The sequence below is a fragment of the Nocardia sp. NPDC002869 genome (assembly GCF_046764065.1).
Taxonomy (GTDB): Bacteria; Actinomycetota; Actinomycetes; order Mycobacteriales; family Mycobacteriaceae; genus Nocardia; species Nocardia rhamnosiphila.
Genome location: NZ_JBKOOL010000256.1, coordinates 1 through 5,288, shown reverse-complemented (window position 1 = coordinate 5,288; position 5,288 = coordinate 1). Strand labels below are relative to the sequence as shown.

Annotated in this window: 5 protein-coding genes; 1 reads left to right on the top strand and 4 read right to left on the bottom strand. The window is 68.1% G+C overall.

The annotated features are described in order from the left end of the window. Nucleotides 1–593 precede the first annotated feature (593 nt). The 4 genes from ACLML9_RS27620 to ACLML9_RS27605 all read right to left on the bottom strand — a co-directional run bounded on the left by ACLML9_RS27620 (nt 594) and on the right by ACLML9_RS27605 (nt 4,311). Nucleotides 594–1,685, bottom strand: coding sequence for an inositol-3-phosphate synthase (locus tag ACLML9_RS27620; protein WP_357053143.1), 1,092 nt, complete (start codon nt 1,683–1,685; stop codon nt 594–596). After that, nucleotides 1,678–2,238, bottom strand: a complete 561-nt coding sequence (locus ACLML9_RS27615; RefSeq protein WP_411948250.1) for a PadR family transcriptional regulator — start codon at nt 2,236–2,238, stop codon at nt 1,678–1,680. The genes ACLML9_RS27620 and ACLML9_RS27615 overlap by 8 nt, the downstream gene beginning before the upstream one ends. Before the next feature lie 157 nt (nt 2,239–2,395). Beyond that, nucleotides 2,396–3,199: a DUF1707 domain-containing protein gene (locus tag ACLML9_RS27610; RefSeq protein WP_411948249.1), complete on the bottom strand. Its 804-nt coding sequence runs from the start codon at nt 3,197–3,199 to the stop codon at nt 2,396–2,398. 11 nt (nt 3,200–3,210) lie between these two features. Beyond that, entirely contained in the window at nt 3,211–4,311 is a 1,101-nt protein-coding gene (locus tag ACLML9_RS27605) for a DUF1707 domain-containing protein (protein WP_411948248.1), read from the bottom strand. A gap of 283 nt (nt 4,312–4,594) precedes the next feature. Between ACLML9_RS27605 and ACLML9_RS27600 the strand changes: the two genes are divergently transcribed. Next, nucleotides 4,595–5,008 carry a DUF5318 domain-containing protein gene (locus tag ACLML9_RS27600; protein ID WP_174372459.1) on the top strand — a complete coding sequence of 138 codons (414 nt, stop codon included), beginning with the start codon at nt 4,595–4,597 and terminating at the stop codon, nt 5,006–5,008. Nucleotides 5,009–5,288: the final 280 nt, after the last annotated feature.

The following is a 5,288-nucleotide window of genomic DNA, read 5'->3' as shown; positions in this document are numbered from 1 at the left end:
CCTTCGTCCTCCTGGCTCGGTTAGAGCCAGGGTCCCGACCAAAGGGGTCAGTTTTCGGTTGCCACGCAGGGGTCAGTATTCACGTGCCGTCGACACGTATGTCGTGCCGGTCAGTGACTTCACCCGGTCGTATGCGTCACGGTCACCGTGGTAGAACGCGCGGGCCGCCTCCCGCAATTCATCAGCGAGCCCCCCGGTCATCTCAGCCCGAGCCCACGCCGTGCGCTGGATTTTCAGCCGAAGGAGATCACGCGCGTATCGCAACGTCGGACCGATCATGCTGCTCCGCCTCGTCACGCACTGGGTCGAGGACATCTCCCGCAGCACTACACAGGTCTCTACCGGCTCGGCGACGATGGTTCGGTTTCCACACCGACGGAGTCGAGTCCGGCGAACTTTTCAGAGGTCCGCCCGATACGCGCGGACAAGGCAGACCTTCACAACGAGCTCACCCGTCACTTCGACAGGCGAGCCCCGCTTCATGCCCGAGCGAGCCGACCCCGACTTTCGGCGGTGCCGGCACCATATCACCTTCGCAGGCAGGCCGCCCGGACCCGAAAGCCCGGTCGGCCTGTCCCGTCCGGCGCGCAAACTCAGGCGTCGATGATGAAGGCCTCGAGCTGTGTGCGGGCGATATCGTCGGCCAGCTGCTGGGGCGGGGACTTCATCAGGTACGCCGACGCCGGGATCACCGGGCCGCCGATACCGCGGTCCTTGGCGATCTTCGCGGCGCGGACCGCGTCGATGATGATGCCGGCCGAGTTGGGCGAGTCCCATACCTCGAGCTTGTACTCCAGGTTCAGCGGCACATCGCCGAAGGCGCGGCCTTCGAGGCGGACGTAGGCCCATTTGCGGTCGTCGAGCCAGCCGACGTGGTCGGAGGGGCCGATGTGCACATCGCCGGCGCCCATTTCCTTCTTCAGGTTGCTGGTGACGGCCTGGGTCTTGGAAATCTTCTTCGATTCCAGGCGTTCGCGCTCGAGCATGTTCTTGAAGTCCATATTGCCGCCGACGTTCAGCTGCATGGTGCGGTCGAGCTGGACCCCGCGGTCCTCGAACAGTTTGGCCATCACACGGTGGGTGATGGTGGCGCCGACCTGGCTCTTGATGTCGTCACCGACGATCGGCACGCCCGCGGCGCGGAACTTCTCGGCCCATTCCGGGTCCGAGGCGATGAACACCGGCAGCGCGTTGACGAACGCCACGCCGGCGTCGATCGCGCACTGGGCGTAGAACTTGTCGGCTTCCTCGGACCCGACCGGCAGGTACGAGACCAGGACGTCCGCCTCGGCGTCCTGCAACGCCTTGACCACGTCGACCGGCTCGGCCTCGGCGAGTTCGATGGTTTCGGCGTAGTACTTGCCGATGCCGTCGAGGGTCGGACCGCGCTGCACGCTGACACCCAGCGGCGGCACGTCGGAGATCTTGATGGTGTTGTTCTCGCTGGCGAAGATCGCCTCGGACAGGTCGAAGCCGACCTTCTTGGCGTCCACGTCGAAGGCTGCCACGAACTGCACGTCCCGCACGTGGTATTCGCCGAACCGCACATGCATCAGTCCGGGCACCGTCGTGGAATCGTCGGCATCCCGGTAGTACTGAACGCCCTGGACGAGCGAAGAGGCGCAGTTTCCCACACCTACGATGGCGACGCGAACACTGGACTTGTTGGTGTCTCCACTACTCATGGCCGGTATTTCCCTCTTTCTGTGGTGCCGCCTTCGTCGATTGCTCCGCCGCAATCAACTCGTTGAGCCAGCGCACTTCGCGCTCGCTTGATTCGAGTCCGAGTTGATGGAGTTGGCGGGTGTAGCGATCCAGCGATCCGCTCGCCTTCTTGATCGCCTCCCGCAGCCCCTCTCGGCGCTCCTCGACCTGACGCCGCCTGCCCTCCAGGATCCGCACCCGCGCTTCGGCGGGGGTGCGGCTGAAGAAGGCGAGGTGGACGCCGAAGCCGTCATCGGTGTAGTTCTGCGGACCCGTATCGGCCAGGAGGTCCTTGAAACGCTCGCGGCCCGACGGGGTCAGCTGGTAGACCCGCCGGGCCCGGCGGGTCGTGGACAGTCCCTCGGGTACTTCCTCCGCGATCAATCCATCCGCCCGCATGCGCTTCAAGGTCGGATACAGCGACCCGTAGGAAAAAGCCCGAAACGCCCCGAGCAGACCGGTGAGCCGCTTCTTCAGCTCGTAGCCGTGCATGGGCGATTCCAGGAGCAGCCCGAGGATTGCCAGTTCGAGCAACGGGCTTCACCCCCTGACTTCCGTACAGACCTAACCAATGGATGCGATTACCCACTATATCGGAGCGATATAACCACGCATAGTTCTACGCAGTCGGGGACGCATATGCGCAGGCGGCAGCCGGACTCGGCAGCGGCGGGGATCGGGCCTCGACCGATCAGTCGACCGGATGGACTTCCTGTGGCGTCCCGTCGAGTGCGAGTTGCATCGTTCCGGTGCGGTCGCCGCCGTCACCGACGTAGATATCGAGTACCGGCGCGGCGGCCTCGGGGGCGATGAGTTCGTAGCCGATACCGATATGACCGATCTGCCCGTCGGCCAGCTTCACCGTGGCCGGCGCACCGGCCAGTACCGCGGCCACGGCGGGCAGATCGATATCCGCGAGATCGACCGGACGACCCTCCGAATAGCTCGATACGCTCGAGGTCGTGGCGGTGAAATCCGTGCCGTCGAACTCGTAGACCTGCTCCTCCCCCCGATCCAGACGCTGGACCAGGATCCGGTCGGAGAAGACCGTCGCCGCGTCGATGATCGTGTCACCGAACTTCCGGCGGTAGCTGTCGACGAAAAGAGCCAGGCCGCTGCCGGTGGCCAGATCCGCGGCGGCCTGCTCGACGGCCTCCTCGGTGGCGGGGTCACCCGCGCTCGCGGAGTCGTCGGGCAGCGCGAGGCCCACCACCGCGCCGAGTACCGCGGCCGCCGTCAGCAGGGCGGCCGGTACCCACCAGGGCCGCGCCGGCCGGTCGCGGTTCAGGATCGCGGCACCGGCGAGTTCGCCGGGGACCTGCAGATCCGCGATGAGCGCGTCCAGGTCGGCGGTGTACTTCGCCCGCATCGCCGACCGCGTACGCACGGTGTGCTCCGCGTCGGAGAGCTGGCCGTCCGCGGACGCGGCGTCCAGCAGCGCGCACACCTCCACCCGGTCGCTGTCACGTGCCCGGAGCTGTTCTCTTCTCGCCACGGTCGCTTCCTCTAGCCGTCGAAAGGCCACACCCTCAGCACCTCACCGGCGGGGCTGAGGACGAACCAACCGGATTCGTCGAAGGTATTGCCCACATGGATACTCACCGCCGGCCGGCCCGCGAGCGGGTCGAAGGACGGGACATCCATTTCGATCATCGAGACCACCCCGTCGGGCACTCGGGTGGTGGCCGCGGCCGTGCCGGCGGCCGCACCGACGGCGGCGGTGTCCACCGCCGCCAGGTCGACGGTGGGGGTATCGACCGGACGGGTGGTCGGATCGCTGTCCTGATGGAAACCGCCGCGATAGGTGTAGGTCACCTTTCGGTTCGGCTGCCCCGGCAGCGCGCGGGTCACCCGGGCATGGGCCGGGTAGAGCGTGATCTCGTCGGCGACCGTATCGCCGAATTCGGTCCGATAGCGGTCGACGAAGTGGGCGATACCGGCCTCGGTCACCAGATTCGGCGTGGGGATGACCAGCGGCTCGACCTCGTTCAGGGCGGCATACGGCACCGGGGCGGCAGGCTCGGGCGCGGCGGCCACGGGCGGTACGGCGGGCGCCGGCTCGGCCTCGCGATGGACGAGGGCGAAGGTGCCGAAGGCGACCGCGAGCGCGGCGGCACCGATCACCGCGAAGTACCGCCCCTGCCCGCCGGACCGGGCCGGCGGTGGCGCGACGGCGGCCGGCCGCGCGCCCTGGAGATCGGCGGTGAGCTCGGCGAGATCGTCGAGGGTGACCGCGTCGGCGAGCAGTTCGGCGCGAACGCGGTACTCGTCCTCGGCGAGCTGGCCCTCGCCGAAGGCGCGGTTCAGGACGGCACCGGCGGCGTCCCGGTCGGCGGTGCGGGCGCGGGTGCCGGGCGGATATCCCGATGCCGTGGCGGCCGCGGCGGCACCACGCTCGGCACGTACCCGCCGGGCGGCCGGCGTCTGCAGATCCGCGACCAGTTCGGACAGCTCACCGAGCGTTTTCGCGGCCCGGGCCTGCGCGATGCGATCGTGGTACTCGGCGGCGCCGAGCTGACCCTCGGCGTACGCGCCGTCGAGCACGGTCGCGGTTTCGGCACGGTCGATATCACGCGCGCGCAGACGACCGGGAAACACCGTGGACACCCTCGAATCGTACGGTGCGAGCAGCTCTCCGTGGGTTTCCACGGTCACCCTTCATACCGCGGTAAGCCGGGCGGGCACCGACGGGACAGATGGCACACATGCGCCAACCGACCGCGCCCGGAGTGACGTGACCGGACACCGGGACCCCGCCGCATCTCCGCACGCGAGGAATCCGCGCGGGGCCGGACCGGCCCTGCCGGCAACGGAACCGAACCGCCGCGACGGAGGTACGAATCCAATGCGGCCGTGGGCGGCACCATTACATCACCGCTACTCTGGGAGCGTGCGAATACAGCGGCAAGTGGTCGACTATGCGCTCCGGCGCAAGTCGCTGCTGGCTGACGTCTATGCGGGCCGTGTCGATGTCGCCGAGGTATGTGACGCCAATCCCTACCTGCTGCGTGCGGCCAAATTTCACGGTCGGGGGAGCGAGGTCACATGCCCTATCTGCCGGAAGGAACAACTCACCCTCGTATCCTGGGTCTACGGCGACGGCCTGGGGCCGGTCGCGGGTTCCGCGCGCAGCCCGGAAGAGCTGGTACGCCTGGCCGAGACCCGAGAGGAATTCTCGGTTCATGTGGTCGAGGTGTGCCGGACATGCAGCTGGAATCATCTGGTGCAGTCCTATGTGCTCGGGAAGACGCCGCAGGGCCGGCGTTCCGGTTCCCGGGTGAACCGGCGCACCGCCGCGGAATGAGACCGTCCGGCCCGACGATGGTGCACGTGCCGAGCCCCCAGGGGCGCCGCGGAGCGAGCCCATCCGACCGATACGAGCTTTGGAGACCTTGTCAGTGACTTCGCCCTACGACCCCCCACCCGGCGATGACCCGCGCGGTGGTCGCACCCAGCGCGGACCGCTTCCGGGTCGAGAGCCGCAGCAGCGACCGGGTGCACCCGACCGCGGTCCCGTACCGAATGCGAACGCACCGCGCCCCGGGCCGGGCGGGCGACCGCCGGTGCCCGGCGGGCCGCGCCAG

Coding starts and splice junctions, on each gene's coding strand:
- ACLML9_RS27620 (WP_357053143.1), bottom strand. CDS start 1,685: ATGAGTAGTGGAGACACCAACAAGTCCAGTGTTCGCGTCGCCATCGTA.